Raw genomic sequence first — 13,888 nt, 5'->3', positions numbered from 1 at the left:
CTCCCCTTACGCGGTGATCTCGAGGCCCATCGCGCGGGCGGAGCCGCGGATCATGGCGACGGCGGAATCGACCGAATCGCAGTTCAGGTCGGGCATCTTCTTCTCGGCGATCTCGCGGATCTGCGCCTCGGAGACCTTGCCGGCGGGCGCGCCCTTGCCGGGGGTCTTCGAGCCGGAGGCCGGCTTCTTGCCGATCTTCAGGCCGGCGGCCTTCTTCAGGAAGAAGGAGACCGGGGGCTGCTTCATCTCGAAGGTGAAGGAGCGGTCCTGATACGCGGTGATGATCACCGGGATCGGGGTGCCCTTCTCGATCTGCGCGGTCTTCGCGTTGAAGGCCTTGCAGAATTCCATGATGTTGAGGCCGCGCTGACCGAGCGCGGGACCGATCGGCGGCGACGGATTGGCGGCGCCGGCCGGGACCTGAAGCTTCACGTAGCCCGTGATCTTCTTCGCCATGGGACTGCTCCCAGAATAGCCCTAAACAATGAGGGCGGTTGCAGGTCGCGGTGCGGCCCGGGCTCCCGGAGGCGTTTCCGGGCGGGCCTTCCGCGGGTGAGGGGCGGATCGTTCGGGAACGTAAAAAGACGAGGCGCGCTGCCGCGCCCCGTACGGTTCCCGAACCGATCCGCCGGGTACGATCAGAGCTTCTCGACCTGACCGTATTCGAGCTCGACCGGGGTCGCCCGGCCGAAGATGGAGACCGCCACCTTGAGGCGGGAGCGGCTCTCGTCGACTTCCTCGACGACACCGTTGAAGGACGCGAAGGGGCCGTCCGCGACGCGGACCTGCTCGCCGACCTCGTAGGCGATCGAGGCCTTCGGGCGCTCGGTGCCTTCCTGGACCTGGCCCTTGATGCGCTCGGCCTCGGCATCCGGGATCGGCACCGGCTTCGACTTGTCGGCGCCGAGGAAGCCCGTGACCTTCGGGGTGTTCTTGATGAGGTGGTAGACCTCGTCGGTGAGGTCGCACTTCACCAGCACGTAGCCGGGGAAGAACTTGCGCTCGGCATCGACCTTGCGGCCGCGGCGCACCTCCACGACCTTCTCGGTCGGGACCATGACCTCGTCGAACTTCTCCGTCAGGCCGCGCTGCGCCGCCTGATCCTTGATCGACTGCGCGACCTTGTTCTCGAAGTTCGAATAGGCGTGGACGATGTACCAGCGCTTCGACACGGCGTTCACTCCAGTCCGGCGGCGGCCCCGTCGCGGGCCGGCATCTGCCGGGTCATCTCTGCTCGATCAGGCCCCGATGCCCAGCACCAGCGTCACCGCATAGCGCAGCACCTGGTCGACGACGGTGAAGAACACGCTCGCCACCACCACCATGACGAACACCATCAGGGTGGTGACCAGGGTCTCCTTGCGGGTCGGCCAGGTGACCTTCCGGCCCTCGTCGCGCACCTGCTGGAGGAACTCGAACGGACCGACGCGCTTCTGCGCCGGACGCACGGGCGGGGTCGGAGAAGCGCCGCCGCGGGCCGGCGGGGTGCTGCGGGAGGCGTTGCGCCCGAGGTCCATCTTCTTCGTCGCTTCGTTCGATGCCATGGCTCGGACAACCGATGCGCTCGAAACCAACGGCGGCACGCGGGCTACAGGATCACCCGAAGGATCACCCCGGCCCGCCTCGCCGCCTGTTCGATCTGGGATGGGCGCAGCGTCTAGCGCAGTTGCCTGCGCTTGTCGACTGTCCCGGACGGATTGTTATTCGGAGGTCTGCCGGTGATGGCGGAGGCTCCGGTCGGCTCGCGGTCTCTGGCAGGAGTGGAGGGACTCGAACCCCCAACCCCCGGTTTTGGAGACCGGTGCTCTGACCAGTTGAGCTACACTCCTGCAGCGCCGCGGCGCGACCGCTCTGTAGCCGGATCGCCGGGGGCGATGCAAGCGGAATGTCGCGACAGGATGCGACATCGGCTCGATCGCCCGGCGCGTGGCCGCGGTCCCGCCCGGCTCCATCGCGTCGCAGGGTTGCGTTGCAGGGCCTGCCAGGTGCCCTGACAGCCCGAGCAGGCTTGGCCGGGCATCTCGGGCTGGGATTGCAGCACCTGTCTCCCATTAGCGACCTCATCCTGAGGTGCCCACGCAGTGGGCCTCGAAGGAGGGCTCCAGAAGCCGCTGCGATCCCTGGAGCCCTCCTTCGAGGTCAGCCCACCTTCGATGGGCTGACACCTCAGGATGAGATCCAGGGTGAGATGACGTGAAGTGCCAAGAGCCGAATCGTATTCGAGCAACGAAAAAGGGCGGGCGCCCGGTCAGGCGCCCGCCCCTTCGCTTCAGAGCCCGAGGCCGCCTTGCAGCCCCGGACCGGTCGACTTACTCGGTGATGGAGGCGACGACGCCGGCGCCGACGGTGCGGCCGCCCTCGCGGATGGCGAAGCGCAGCTTCTCCTCCATGGCGATCGGAACGATCAGCGTCACGTCCATCGTCACGTTGTCGCCCGGCATCACCATCTCGGTGCCCTCGGGAAGCTGGCACACGCCCGTCACGTCCGTCGTCCGGAAGTAGAACTGAGGACGGTAGTTGGTGAAGAACGGTGTGTGGCGCCCGCCCTCCTCCTTCGTCAGGATGTACGCCTCGGCCTTGAACTTCGTGTGCGGCTTCACCGAACCCGGCTTGCACACCACCTGCCCACGCTCCACGTCCTCGCGCTTCGTGCCGCGCAGGAGAACGCCGACGTTGTCGCCCGCCTGGCCCTGGTCGAGCAGCTTGCGGAACATCTCGACGCCGGTCACCGTCGTCGTCGTCGTCGGGCGGATGCCGACGATCTCCACCGACTCGCCGACCTTCACGATCCCGCGCTCGACCCGGCCCGTCACCACCGTGCCGCGGCCCGAAATCGAGAACACGTCCTCGATCGGCATCAGGAACGGCAGGTCGATCGGACGCTCAGGCTGCGGGATGTAGGCGTCCACCGTCTTCATCAGCTCGAGGATCGCCTCGTGGCCGATCTTCGGCTCGCGGTTCTCCAGCGCGCACAAAGCCGAGCCCTTGGTGATCGGGATGTCGTCGCCCGGGAAGTCGTACTTCGAGAGAAGCTCGCGCACCTCCAGCTCGACCAGCTCGAGGAGCTCCGGATCGTCGACCATGTCGACCTTGTTCATGAACACAACCAGCGCAGGAACGCCGACCTGGCGGGCGAGCAGGATGTGCTCGCGGGTCTGCGGCATCGGGCCGTCGGCCGCCGACACCACCAGGATCGCGCCGTCCATCTGCGCCGCACCCGTGATCATGTTCTTCACGTAGTCGGCGTGCCCGGGGCAGTCGACGTGCGCGTAGTGCCGGTTCGGGGTCTCGTACTCGACGTGCGCCGTCGAGATCGTGATGCCGCGCGCCTTCTCCTCCGGCGCCTTGTCGATCTGGTCGTACGCCGTGAACGTCGCGCCGCCAGATTCGGCCAGGACCTTCGTGATCGCCGCGGTCAGCGAGGTCTTGCCATGGTCAACGTGACCGATGGTGCCGATGTTGCAGTGCGGCTTCGTCCGCGAAAACTTTTCCTTGGCCATATCCCTCACCTGCGGCAAGCCCGCCCACGACGTCCAGCCGGGCGGAAGGCGCGGCCCGCTTAGAGGGTTAGCGCCGGTTGATCAAGTCCGGCATCGCGCGGGGCACCCCCTCAGGGGGTCCCGGCGACGCGCCGGCGGTCGAGGCTGCGGGCATAGGCTTCCGCCGTCTCGCGCTCGTGGTCGGAGAGCAGTTGCTCGACCGCGCCGACGAGGTCTGGCGCCTCGGTGAAGCCCGCGGCGACGAGGGCCACGGCCTTGGCCCGCGCGGCGTCGCGCTTGGCCGGGAGGCAGATATGCTGGGCCCGCACGGCGAAGTGCTCGGCCGTCTCGTGGCGCGTCCGCGCCGCGGCCGATTCCCGCGCCAGGCAGCCCTTCAGCCTTGCGATCGCCGCCGCCTCGCGGGCCGGCCGCGCCACCTCGATGGCGTGGGACGGACCCGACAGGGCGATGAGCAGAAGCGGCATCACGGCGCGCATGGCGAGGTCCCGGGGCGTTTGTTCCTGTTCTGTTCCATACCACCACTGATTCCCTGCTGCCAAGGTAACCGGGGGAATGGATGGGGACAACGCCGGGACGACCCCCGCCGCGAGGCGGGGGCCGATGCGTGGATCAGGCCGCTTCCGGAGCCTTGCGGCTCTTCAGGAACGCCGCGTGTTCCTCGGCGAGCGCCCCCGACAGGGCGCGGGCGATGAGTGCCCGGGTCTCCTCGACGCCGTAGAGCGCGACGAAAGAGCCGAAGCGCGGGCCCCGGGCCTCGCCGAGCAGGATGCCGTAGAGCGTGGTGAACCAGGTCTGCGACACGCCCGGCCGCCCGTCCGGGCTCTTCGACTTGCCCGACAGGTCGGGGAAGTGGCGCCGCCCGACCTCGTAGACCGCAGCCTGGAGGGCCTCCGGATCGGTCGAGCCGGTCTGCGCAGCGAGCGTTTCGGAGAGGTCGCGCAGGGCCGCCGCCTCCTCCTCGCTCGGGGCCCGGTAGGTCTTGGCCGGGCGCACGAAGTCGCGGAAGTAGCGCACGGCGTGGTGGACCAACCGGTCGAGGCGCGGATGCGTCGCGGGCGAGGCCTCCGGCGCGTAGCGGCGGATGAAGCCCCAGAGCACCGCCGGATCCTCGGTATTGGCCACCGCCACGAGGTTGAGCAACATCGCGAACGGGATCGCCCCGCCATTCCCGACCCGCTCCGGCTCCGGCGGCGCGCCGGCATGCAGGTGCCAGACCGGGTTGCCGAGCTTCAGCTTCGGCTCCTGGCCGGGGAACTTGTCGAGGAACGACAGGTAGTCGTCGACGTGGCGCGGGATGACGTCGAAATGCAGGCGCTTGGCCTCCCGCGGCTTGTTGTACATGAACAGGGCGAGGCTCTCGGGCGTGCCGTAGGCCAGCCACTCGTCGATGGTGAGCCCGTTGCCCTTCGACTTCGAGATCTTCTGGCCCTTCTCGTCGAGGAACAGCTCGTAGTTGAAGCCCTCGGGCGGCTCGGCGCCGAGCGCCCGGGCGATCTGCCCGGAGAGCTTGACCGAGTCGATCAGGTCCTTGCCGGCCATCTCGTAATCGACGCCGAGCGCGACCCAGCGCATCGCCCAGTCGGGCTTCCACTGCAGCTTGGCGTGGCCGCCGGTGACCGGGGTCTCGTAAGATTCGCCCGTGGCGGGATCACGCCACACGATGGTGCCCGAGGACACCTTCACCTCGTCGATCGGCACCTGCATCACATGGCCCGTGACCGGGTGGAGCGGCAGGAACGGCGAGTAGGAGGCCGAGCGCTCGGCGCGCAGGGACGGCAGCATCACCGCCATCACGGCGTCGTAGCGCTCCAGCACCCGCAGCAGGGTCGCGTCGAACCGGCCCGAGCGGTAGCACTCGGTCGCCGACAGGAACTCGTACTCGAAACCGAACGAATCGAGGAAGCGGCGCAGTTCGGCGTTGTTATGGGCGCCGAAGCTGTCATGGGTGCCGAACGGGTCCGGCACCGCGGTCAGCGGCTTGTTGAGGTTCTCGGAGAGCAGCGCCTTGTTCGGCACGTTCTCCGGCACCTTGCGCAAGCCGTCCATGTCGTCCGAGAACGCGACGAGGCGGGTGGGAATGCGGTCGCCGGTCAGCGTCCGGAAGGCCTGGCGCACCATCGAGGTACGGGCGACCTCACCGAAGGTGCCGATATGCGGCAGGCCCGAGGGACCGTAGCCGGTCTCGAACAGCACCTCGCCTTTGCCCGTCCGTTCCAGCCGGGCGACGAGCTTGCGCGCCTCCTCGAAAGGCCAGGCGGACGCGGAGGCGGCGGCCTCCGCCAGGGCGGGATCAATGCTGTATACGGACATGGCGAGGGGGTTTTCGGCCTGTGAGGCCGCGGGCGCGGCCTTCGGTTGAGCGTTTCGGGAGCCCGGCACCCTATGGGCCGCACTCCCGAGGGTCAACGCGAGGCGATCCGCTCAGGCGTGGGCGGGTTCGCGCACCGCTCTCCCGGCCGCCTGCGACCCGGCCATGATGTCGGCCAGGATCTCGTAGGAGCGCAGGCGCGCCCGGTGGTCGTGGATCGCGGCAGCCACCATCAGCTCGTCGGCCCCCGTGCGGGCCGCGATCGCCGCGAGGCCCTGGCGCACCGTCTCGGGCGAGCCGACCACCGAGCAGGCCAGCATGCCCGACGCCTGCAGCTTCTCGTGGCCCGACCAATAGGTCTCGATGTCGTCGATCGGCGGCGGCAGCTGGCCGCGGGTGCCGCGGAAGATGTTGGTGAAGGCCTGCTGGGCCGAGGTGAACAGCCGCCGCGCCTCGCGATCGGTCTCCGCCGCGATCACGTTGACGCCGATCATCGCGTGGGGCTTGGACAGCTGGCCTGAGGGCTCGAAGCGGGCGCGGTAGACCTCGAGCGCCTGCATCAGGGCATCGGGCGCGAAATGCGACGCGAAGGCGTAAGGCAGGCCCAGCATCGCGGCGAGCTGCGCCCCGAACAGGCTGGAGCCGAGGATCCACAGCGGCACGTTGGTGCCCGTGCCCGGCACCGCCTGGATCACCCGGCCGGCATCCAGCGGCCCGAGGAGCGTCTGGAGTTCGAGCACGTCCTGCGGGAAATGGTCGGAGGCCGCCGGGTCGCGGCGGAGCGCCCGCAGGGTGCGCTGGTCGGTGCCGGGGGCCCGGCCCAAGCCCAGATCGATGCGGCCGGGATAGAGCTCGGCGAGCGTGCCGAACTGCTCGGCGATCACCATCGGCGAGTGGTTCGGCAGCATGATGCCGCCCGCCCCGACCCGGATCCGGTGCGTGCCCCCGGCGATGTAGCCCACCACCACCGAGGTGGCCGCGCTGGCGATGCCGGTCATGTTGTGGTGCTCGGCCACCCAGTAGCGGGTGAAGCCCCAGCGATCGGCGGCTTGCGCCAGATCGAGCGTGTTGCGCAACGCGTCGCCGGGCGTGGACCCTTGCGGGATCGGCGCGAGGTCGAGGACGGAGAGTGGCGGCATCGGCGGATCCCGGAGGGTGTGAGTGCATGTCCCCTGCTGGGTTCCAAGATTTGGGCTGATGGCGGCGGATGCAAGCGCGTGAGGCCGATGCGTGACATGCATGGGCGGCGCGGACCGGCCGGTTCCGGCCGAGCTCCGTGGGCATACCGGCTCTTCGGACGAAGCGAGCAGGCCGGGGCGTCCATCCATTCCGAGCTTTCGAAAGCGGGCCTTGCCCGGGTCCGGCGTTTCACCGATGCTGACGCCTGCGCCCGCGGCAGCAGCGAGACGGGCGGTCCGAGGAGGATCCATGGCGGGATTGTTCGATCTCACCGGCCGGGTGGCGGTGATCACCGGCGGCAATGGCGGCATCGGCCTCGGCATGGCGGAGGCCCTGGCCGGGGCCGGCTGCGCGGTCTCGATCTGGGGTCGCGACGCGGCAAAGAACCGGCACGCCCTCGCGCGCCTGGAAGCCACCGGCGCCCCGGTCGCGGCCGAGATCTGCGACGTCGCCGATCCGGACGCGGTGCAGCGCGCCTTCGACGCCACGCTCGCCCGCTTCGGCCGGGTCGACGGGATGTTCGCCAATGCCGGCGTGGCCGGTGGCGGGCGGCGCTCGTTCCTGGAGCGGGACGCGGAGGAATGGCGCCGAACCTTCGCGGTCAACCTCGACGGAGTGGTGGCGAGCTTCCAGGTCGCGGGCCGGCACATGGCCGAGCGGGCGGGCACGGGCGACGCCTTCGGGCGGCTCGTCGCCACGTCGAGCGTCGCCTCGCTGCTGGGAGCCGCGCGCAACGAGCATTACGGCGCCACCAAGGGGGCGCTCAACGCGATGGTGCGGGCGCTGGCGGTCGAACTCGCCCGCTACGGGGTGACCGCGAACGCGATCCTGCCGGGCTGGATCGAGAGCGACATGACCGCCGGCCTCCTGGCGAACGAGAAGTTCGTCACGTTCAACCTGCCGCGCATCCCCGCCCGCCGCTTCGGCCGTCCGGAGGATTTCGGGGGGATCGCCGTCTACCTGATGAGCGGGGCGTCCGCCTACCAGACCGGCCAGGTGCTGGTGATCGACGGCGGCTACACGGTCGCGTGAGGAGGATGCGATGGCACGATTCACCGGCAAGGCCGTCCTCGTCACCGGGGCCGGCAGCGGCATCGGCCGCGCCTCCGCCCTGCTCTTTGCCCGCGAGGGCGCGGCCGTCGCGGTGGTCGACCGCGACGCCGCCGGCGCCGAGGAAACCGCGGCGCTGATCGCGGCGGAGGGCGGCCGGGCCCTGGCGTTGACGGCGGATGCCGGCCGCGAGGCCGACGTGACCGGCTTCCTCGCCGCCACCGCCCGCGAATTCGGCCGGCTCGACGCGATCCATGCCAATGCGGGGATCGGCGGCGGCACCGTGCCGTTCACCGAGCAGAGCGTGGAACTGTGGGAGGAGGTGCTGCGGGTCAACCTGATCGGCACCTTCCTGGCGATCAAGCACGGGGCTCCGCTGCTCCTGCGCCACGGCGGGGGTTCGATCGTCTGCACCGCCTCGGTGGCGGGACTTCGCGCCAACGCGGCGGGGGCGGCCTACAGCGCCAGCAAGGCCGGGGTGATCAGCCTCGTCCAGACCGCCGCCGACGCCTTCGCGGGGACGGGCTTGCGGATCAACGCCGTCTGCCCCGGCCTGATCGAGACCGGCATGACGGCGGGTCTGTTCGCCGCGGCCCGCGCCAAGGGCAAGGAGGACCGCATCGGCCAGCTCAATCCGCAGCGCCGGGCGGGCCTGCCTGAGGAGATCGCCGCCGCGGCCCTGTTCCTGGCGAGCGAGGAGGCCTCCTACGTCAACGGCCAGGCGCTCAGCGTCGATGGCGGGTTGTCGAGCACGCATCCCTTCGTGCCGCGGAAGGCATGACGGCACCCGCTCAGAACGGGCCGACAGGAAAGAACCGCAGGTACAATTCGGCATACTTCCCCTCGTCCCACAGGCGCTGGAGCGCGTCGTCGAGGGCGCGGGCCAGGGCCTCGTCCTCCTTGCGGGTGACGAAGCCGATGCCCTCGCCGAAATAGCGGTTCTCCAGGTAGTCGCCGCCCGAGAAGGCGCAGCACCCCGCCGCCTCGGTGCCGCCGATCCACAGGGCGAGCGCCAACCCGTCGCCGAACAGGTACTCGATCTCGCCCCGGCGCAGGGCCGCCTCGGCGGTGCCGAGATCCGGATAGGTCTTCGGCGTCGCGTGGAAGAAGGTGCGGAGATACGCTTCGTGCGCGGTGCCCGAGACCACGCCGACGGGATGCTCGGCCACGACCTTCCCGTCGGGCGCCGGCAGGCTCTTGTCGCCCCGCACCGCGAAGCGGGCCGGCCAGCGGAAATACGGCCGGGTCGCCCGGTGGTCGGCCCTGAGCGCCGCGGTGAGCGGGATCGCGGCGGCCACCACGTCGCCCTGGTTGGCCTGGAGCGCGTCGAGCAGCGTGTCGAAGCGGCGCACCTGGACGGTGCAGGTCAGGCCGAGCTTCTCGCAGGCCGCCCGGGCCAGTTCCACCGCAAAGCCGGTCGGGTTGCCGTCCGGCCCGGCGAAGTGCAGCGGCGGGTACTCGTCGTCGGTGAGGAAGCGGATCGGCCTCGTGGTCTGCGGCGGCTCGGGCCGCTCCAGCCGGGCGCGGGGGTTCCAGAAATTCGGGATCGTCACCGCCTCGGCGGCGGCCGCCGGTACCGCGGCGAGCATCAGCACGGCGGCAATCAGGCCTTGCATCTGACGCTGCGGCACTCGCGCCACATTCGCAAGGAATTCGCGGGCGGAGGAGCGCGACGCTGTCGCGGAGACGGTACGGGCCATAGGCTCTCCTACCACGAACCTCCGCCGGTGGGAGCCGGCCTCGTCGAGGGCACTTGCGATGTTCGTCGAGGTCCGGTCTCCGCAGGGTGCAGCCCTCGTCCTGCCCGGCGAGCTCGCCTTCCTGCTCGGCCAGGGGGTCGACCTCGGGCTCGTCCGTGATGCCGCCCTCCTGGCGCGCCGGGAGGGCACGGAGCCGGCCGCAGCCCTGCTGCGCGCGGGACTGATGAGCGAGGCCGATTATTACGCCGCCCTCGCCCGGGCGCTCGGCCGGCCGTTCCGCGGCACCGGCCTCGTCCTGCATCCCGCGGCGCGGTTTCCCGACGACATCCGTCTCGGTGCCGCCGTCGGCGCTGCGGGAGAGGTCTTTCTGGCCCCGCCGCCCGGGGCGGTCGCGGCGCTCCTCTCGGCCGGTGCGCCGCCCGGCGCCGTCTTCACCACGCCGGCGGCGCTCGCCGGCGCCGTGCTCGCCACCGCCGGGCCCCGCGCCGCCGCACGGGCCGCCGAGGCGCTGGAGGTGCGCGCGCCCGACTGGGCCTATCGCCCGGGGCTGCATCCGGCGCAGGTTCTCGTGCTGCTGCTCGGGGTCGCGGCGGCCCTGCTGCTGGTCGAAGCGTCGCCTTGGCTGCAGCTCGCCCTTCTGGTCCTCCTCAACCTCGCGGTCCTGGCGGTGATCGTCTTCCGCCTCGCCGCCCCGCTGCTGCGGCCGGCAGCCCTGCCCGACTTGGGATCCGACTTGGCCCCCGACTTGGGCCCCGACTTGGCCTCCGATTTGGGCCCCCTGCCGGATGCGGAACTGCCGGTCTACACCGTGCTGGTGGCGCTCTACCGCGAGACGAAGGTGGTGCCGCGCCTGGTGCGCGCGCTCGCCCGCCTCGACTACCCGGCCTCCAAGCTCGACGTGAAATTCGTGATCGAGGCCGACGACACGGCCACCGCGGCGGCTTTGGCCGCCCTGCCGCTGCCGGCCCGGTTCGAGGTGGTCACGGCGCCGCCCGGCCTGCCGCGCACCAAGCCGCGGGCCCTCAACGTCGCCCTGCCGCTCGCCCGCGGCGAGCACCTCGTGGTCTACGACGCCGAGGACGTGCCGGATCCGCGCCAGCTGAAGGCGGCCGCCGCCCTGTTCCGCGCCGGCCCGGACCGGCTCGCCTGCCTGCAGGGCCGGCTGGTGATCGACAACACCGAGGATTCCTGGCTTACCCGCTGCTTCACCCTCGAATATGCGGCTTTGTTCGACGTGCTGCTGCCGCTGCTGACGGCGGCGCACCTGCCGGTGCCGCTCGGCGGGACGACGACGCATTTCCGCACGCAGGTCTTGCGCGAGCTGCACGGCTGGGACGCCTGGAACGTCACCGAGGATGCCGATCTGGGCCTGCGCCTGTCGCTCGCCGGCTACCGGGTCGGCGACCTGCCGCTCGCGACCCTGGAGGAGGCGCCCGCGCGGGTCCGGCCCTGGCTGCGCCAGCGCACCCGCTGGATGAAGGGCTTCGTCCAGACCACCATCACCCATAGCCGGCACCCCATCCGGGCCTGGCGGCGCCTCGGGCCGCTGGGCCTGCTCTGCGCGGTGGCGATGGTGCCCGGCACGGTCGTCTCGGCCCTGGCCTACCCGTTCGGGATCGGGCTGGCGGCCTGGACCCTCGCCGCCGGCCCGCTGCCGGCAGGTCCCGACCTCCTCGCCAACCTGGTGACGGCGACGGGCCTGACCGTCTTCGCCGCCGGCCTCGCGGCGATGTGGCTGCCGGCGCTCGCCGGCGGGTTGCGGCGGGGCTGGTGGAGCCTCGCCCCCTGGGTGCTGATGCTGCCGGTCTATTACGGCCTCGTCAGCGTCGCCGCCTGGCTCGGCCTCATCGAATTGCTGCTCGCGCCCTACCGCTGGAACAAGACCGAGCACGGCCTCTCCGCCACCTCGCGCACGGGCGCGATGCGGCGGAGGAGCTGAACGGTCAGAGCTGGCGCGCCACCTCGTCCGCCGCGTCCTTGGCCGGGCGCATCAGGTTGAGCGAGCCGACGAAATGGCCGCGTCCGTCCATGATGTAGACGAGCGCGGTGTGCTCCATCGTGTAGTCGCCCTCCTTCAGCGGCACCTTGCGGCTATAGGCCCGGTAGGCCTTCACGGTGGCGGCGACCGCCTCGGGCGAGCCGGTGAGCCCGACGATGCGGGGATCGAAGCTCGACAGGTAGTCCTTCAGCGCCTTCGGGTCGTCGCGCTCGGGGTCGACGGTGACGAACAGCGCCTTCACGTCGTTCCCCTTCGGCCCGAGCGCCGCCAGCACGTCGGAGATCTGCTGCAGGGTGGTCGGGCAGATGTCCGGGCAATGCGTGAAGCCGAAGAACACCAGGTGCGGCTTGCCGGAAAAGTCCCGGTCGGTGACCGTGCGGCCGTCCTGGTCCACCAGGGTGAACGGCCCGCCGACCGCGCTGACGCCGGTGGCGACGGGCCGGCCGAGCATCAGGCTGGCGGCAAAGCCCAGCACCGCGAGGCCGAGAACGAAGACGAGGAGCGGGATCGCGGCGCGGCGCATCCGGGGCGTGAGGGGCATCGGCGGGGTCTTCCTGGCTTCCCGTAACGGTCGGAGGCCGGTGGAGCACCGCCCGCCTCTGCCCGCAAGGGGGCACGCGGTCGCCCCGCTGGAGATGCAGAGCGGATTGCCCGCGCAGTAGGCGCAGCACTGCCCTGCGCGTGAGCAGGCGTGAGGTAACCGAGCCCCATGTTGCGTTGCGTCGCGGGCTCTCCTATCGGTCGCGGCGACCGGTCCCGCACCTCCCTGCGGTCTCCGCCTCCCGTTTCCAAGAAGAACCGCCAATGGCCGACAAGCTCTCACTGCCCAAGGACAAGATTCGCGTCCTGCTGCTCGAAGGCATCAACGACAGCGCGGTGGCGCTGCTCGAGGCATCCGGCTACGTCACCGTCACGCGGCTGGCCAAGGCCCTCGATCCGGCCGACCTGCACCAGGCGCTGAAGGGCGTCCACATCGTCGGCATCCGCTCGCGCACCCAGCTCGACGAGGCCGCTTTCGAAGCCGCCGACCGGCTGATGGCCGTCGGTTGCTTCTCGGTCGGCACCAACCAGGTCGATCTCGACGCGGCGCGCCGGCGCGGCATCCCGGTCTTCAACGCGCCGTTCTCCAACACCCGCTCGGTGGCCGAGCTGGTCATCGGCGAGATCGTGATGCTGCTGCGGCGCATCGTGCCGCGCTCGGTCTCGGCCCATGTCGGCGGCTGGGACAAGTCGGCCAACGGCTCGTTCGAGGTCCGCGGCAAGACGCTCGGCATCGTCGGCTACGGCAATATCGGCTCGCAGCTCTCGAACCTCGCCGAGGCGATGGGCATGCGGGTGATCTTCCACGATCTCACCGACCGCCTGCGCCACGGCAACACCGAGCCGGTCGAGAGCCTGAACGCGCTCTTGAGCCAGAGCGACGTGGTCTCGCTGCACGTGCCCGAGAACGCCTCGACCCACAACATGATCGGCGAGGCCGAGATCCGGGCGATGAAGCCCGGCGCGTACCTCATCAACAATTCCCGCGGCACGGTGGTCGATCTCGAAGCCCTGGCCTCCGCCCTGAAGGACGGCCACCTGCGGGGTGCGGCCGTCGACGTGTTCCCGGTCGAGCCGAAATCGAACCAGGATCGCTTCGTCTCGCCGCTCCAGGGGCTCGAGAACGTCATCCTGACCCCGCATATCGGCGGCTCGACCGAGGAGGCGCAGGAGCGCATCGGCGCCGAGGTGGCGCGCAAGCTCGTCGATTACTCGGATATCGGCTCGACGGTCGGCGCGGTGAACTTTCCGCAGGTGCAGCTGCCGGCCCGGCCGACCGGCCTGCGCTTCATCCACGTGCAGCGCAACCTGCCGGGCATGCTCGGACGCCTCAACGAGACCTTCGCCCGCAAGCAGATCAACATCGCGGCGCAGTTCTACCAGACCGACGGCGAGGTCGGTTACGTCGTGGTCGAGACCGACACGACCGACGTCGACCCGGACGCCCTGCTCGAGGAGCTGCGCTCCATCGACGGCACGATCCGGGCGCGGCTGCTGTACGAGCGCCGCTGACACCTGTGCCGGGGATCGGCGACGGGCCCCGGCAGCCGACGGAAGAGCCGAGAGGGCCACGAACGCAAACGGGCCCCTCTCGGGGCCCGTCGCACATCCG

General features: G+C 70.5%; 13 protein-coding genes and 1 tRNA gene. 4 read left to right on the top strand and 10 right to left on the bottom strand.

The annotated features are described in order from the left end of the window. Nucleotides 1-6 precede the first annotated feature (6 nt). The 8 genes from rplK to AC3AOF_RS18825 form a co-directional block, all read right to left on the bottom strand. Nucleotides 7-456, bottom strand: coding sequence for a 50S ribosomal protein L11 (gene rplK / locus AC3AOF_RS18860; RefSeq protein WP_048430287.1), 450 nt, complete (start codon nt 454-456; stop codon nt 7-9). 182 nt (nt 457-638) lie between these two features. After that, complete coding sequence (nusG, locus tag AC3AOF_RS18855) at nt 639-1,172, bottom strand: transcription termination/antitermination protein NusG (protein ID WP_109975431.1); 534 nt, start codon at nt 1,170-1,172, stop codon at nt 639-641. A gap of 66 nt (nt 1,173-1,238) precedes the next feature. After that, the gene (gene secE, locus AC3AOF_RS18850; protein WP_236989409.1) at nt 1,239-1,544 is read right to left on the bottom strand and encodes a preprotein translocase subunit SecE; all 306 of its coding nucleotides are present in this window, start codon (nt 1,542-1,544) and stop codon (nt 1,239-1,241) included. 208 nt (nt 1,545-1,752) lie between these two features. Further along, a tRNA-Trp gene (locus AC3AOF_RS18845) sits at nt 1,753-1,829 on the bottom strand. Nucleotides 1,830-2,309: 480 nt separating this feature from the next. Further along, on the bottom strand, nt 2,310-3,500 hold the full coding sequence (tuf, locus tag AC3AOF_RS18840) for an elongation factor Tu (protein ID WP_048437545.1): 1,191 nt from the start codon (nt 3,498-3,500) through the stop codon (nt 2,310-2,312). A gap of 110 nt (nt 3,501-3,610) precedes the next feature. Then, nucleotides 3,611-3,976, bottom strand: a complete 366-nt coding sequence (locus tag AC3AOF_RS18835) for a hypothetical protein (RefSeq protein ID WP_236989410.1) — start codon at nt 3,974-3,976, stop codon at nt 3,611-3,613. A 133-nt stretch (nt 3,977-4,109) separates the two neighbouring features. Further along, nucleotides 4,110-5,810: a lysine--tRNA ligase gene (locus tag AC3AOF_RS18830; protein WP_488346174.1), complete on the bottom strand. Its 1,701-nt coding sequence runs from the start codon at nt 5,808-5,810 to the stop codon at nt 4,110-4,112. A gap of 111 nt (nt 5,811-5,921) precedes the next feature. Continuing rightward, entirely contained in the window at nt 5,922-6,947 is a 1,026-nt protein-coding gene (locus tag AC3AOF_RS18825; RefSeq protein ID WP_236989412.1) for an LLM class flavin-dependent oxidoreductase, read from the bottom strand. 289 nt (nt 6,948-7,236) lie between these two features. Here AC3AOF_RS18825 and AC3AOF_RS18820 point away from each other — a divergent pair, with 289 nt between their 5' ends. Together AC3AOF_RS18820 and AC3AOF_RS18815 are read left to right on the top strand one after the other, a co-directional pair. Continuing rightward, a complete protein-coding gene (locus AC3AOF_RS18820; protein WP_236989413.1) occupies nt 7,237-8,019 on the top strand; it encodes an SDR family NAD(P)-dependent oxidoreductase in 783 nt (260 codons plus the stop codon). A gap of 10 nt (nt 8,020-8,029) precedes the next feature. Next, nucleotides 8,030-8,818: an SDR family NAD(P)-dependent oxidoreductase gene (locus AC3AOF_RS18815; protein WP_488346173.1), complete on the top strand. Its 789-nt coding sequence runs from the start codon at nt 8,030-8,032 to the stop codon at nt 8,816-8,818. Between the two features lie 10 nt (nt 8,819-8,828). Here the strand turns inward: AC3AOF_RS18815 and AC3AOF_RS18810 are convergent, their stop codons facing one another. Continuing rightward, on the bottom strand, nt 8,829-9,626 hold the full coding sequence (locus AC3AOF_RS18810) for a transporter substrate-binding domain-containing protein (RefSeq protein WP_488349017.1): 798 nt from the start codon (nt 9,624-9,626) through the stop codon (nt 8,829-8,831). Nucleotides 9,627-9,795: 169 nt separating this feature from the next. Here AC3AOF_RS18810 and AC3AOF_RS18805 point away from each other — a divergent pair, with 169 nt between their 5' ends. Next, the gene (locus AC3AOF_RS18805; protein ID WP_488346172.1) at nt 9,796-11,676 is read left to right on the top strand and encodes a glycosyltransferase; all 1,881 of its coding nucleotides are present in this window, start codon (nt 9,796-9,798) and stop codon (nt 11,674-11,676) included. 4 nt (nt 11,677-11,680) lie between these two features. On the opposite strand, the gene AC3AOF_RS18800 is transcribed toward AC3AOF_RS18805, so the two are convergent. Continuing rightward, on the bottom strand, nt 11,681-12,277 hold the full coding sequence (locus AC3AOF_RS18800; protein WP_488346171.1) for an SCO family protein: 597 nt from the start codon (nt 12,275-12,277) through the stop codon (nt 11,681-11,683). Nucleotides 12,278-12,540: 263 nt separating this feature from the next. Between AC3AOF_RS18800 and serA the strand changes: the two genes are divergently transcribed. Then, the gene (gene serA / locus AC3AOF_RS18795; protein ID WP_236989418.1) at nt 12,541-13,788 is read left to right on the top strand and encodes a phosphoglycerate dehydrogenase; all 1,248 of its coding nucleotides are present in this window, start codon (nt 12,541-12,543) and stop codon (nt 13,786-13,788) included. The last annotated feature ends 100 nt before the right edge of the window (nt 13,789-13,888 follow it).

Source organism: Methylobacterium sp. 142-1Y (assembly GCF_057747795.1).
Note: the sequence above shows the minus strand (reverse complement) of the source record. Positions and strands in the feature narration are given on the sequence as shown.

Excerpts from the sequence above, each read along its gene's own strand:
- rplK (WP_048430287.1), bottom strand. The coding sequence starts at position 456 with ATGGCGAAGAAGATCACGGGCTACGTGAAGCTTCAGGTCCCGGCCGGC.
- secE (WP_236989409.1), bottom strand. The coding sequence starts at position 1,544 with ATGGCATCGAACGAAGCGACGAAGAAGATGGACCTCGGGCGCAACGCC.
- tuf (WP_048437545.1), bottom strand. The coding sequence starts at position 3,500 with ATGGCCAAGGAAAAGTTTTCGCGGACGAAGCCGCACTGCAACATCGGC.
- AC3AOF_RS18835 (WP_236989410.1), bottom strand. The coding sequence starts at position 3,976 with ATGCGCGCCGTGATGCCGCTTCTGCTCATCGCCCTGTCGGGTCCGTCC.
- AC3AOF_RS18830 (WP_488346174.1), bottom strand. The coding sequence starts at position 5,810 with ATGTCCGTATACAGCATTGATCCCGCCCTGGCGGAGGCCGCCGCCTCC.
- AC3AOF_RS18825 (WP_236989412.1), bottom strand. The coding sequence starts at position 6,947 with ATGCCGCCACTCTCCGTCCTCGACCTCGCGCCGATCCCGCAAGGGTCC.
- AC3AOF_RS18820 (WP_236989413.1), top strand. The coding sequence starts at position 7,237 with ATGGCGGGATTGTTCGATCTCACCGGCCGGGTGGCGGTGATCACCGGC.
- AC3AOF_RS18815 (WP_488346173.1), top strand. The coding sequence starts at position 8,030 with ATGGCACGATTCACCGGCAAGGCCGTCCTCGTCACCGGGGCCGGCAGC.
- AC3AOF_RS18810 (WP_488349017.1), bottom strand. The coding sequence starts at position 9,626 with ATGCTCGCCGCGGTACCGGCGGCCGCCGCCGAGGCGGTGACGATCCCG.
- AC3AOF_RS18805 (WP_488346172.1), top strand. The coding sequence starts at position 9,796 with ATGTTCGTCGAGGTCCGGTCTCCGCAGGGTGCAGCCCTCGTCCTGCCC.
- AC3AOF_RS18800 (WP_488346171.1), bottom strand. The coding sequence starts at position 12,277 with ATGCCCCTCACGCCCCGGATGCGCCGCGCCGCGATCCCGCTCCTCGTC.
- serA (WP_236989418.1), top strand. The coding sequence starts at position 12,541 with ATGGCCGACAAGCTCTCACTGCCCAAGGACAAGATTCGCGTCCTGCTG.